Origin of the sequence: Streptobacillus ratti, assembly GCF_001891165.1 — a bacterium.
Lineage (GTDB): Bacteria > Fusobacteriota > Fusobacteriia > Fusobacteriales > Leptotrichiaceae > Streptobacillus > Streptobacillus ratti.
Genome location: NZ_LKKW01000102.1, coordinates 1 through 321, shown reverse-complemented (window position 1 = coordinate 321; position 321 = coordinate 1). Strand labels below are relative to the sequence as shown.

The 321-nt window shown below is 23.7% G+C and carries 1 protein-coding gene; it reads right to left on the bottom strand.

Features of this window, described 5'->3' with window-relative positions:
- On the bottom strand, positions 1-223 hold a 223-nt coding region (locus tag BT993_RS06970), incomplete at its 3' end, for an FAD-dependent oxidoreductase (RefSeq protein WP_143604327.1).
- Positions 224-321 lie beyond the last annotated feature (98 nt).

The following is a 321-nucleotide window of genomic DNA, read 5'->3' as shown; positions in this document are numbered from 1 at the left end:
TATATTCATTAAATATTTTTTCATCTATTTTTTCTTCTATAGCAAAATAGTTATCATATCCTGCATTAATATTTGTAAAATTACATGTACCATTACCTGTAACTAATACTTTTTTTAACATTCTATCTTTTCTTTCAAATATTACAACATCATGTCCTCTTTGTGCGGCATAAATTGCACATAATATTCCTGAAGCTCCTGCTCCAACTATTCCTATTTTCATCTATTCTGCTCACTTTCCTATATTTTAATATAAAATATAGAGTTATATTATAACATACATTTAATTATACCATATATTGATAAAAATAAAAGTATATG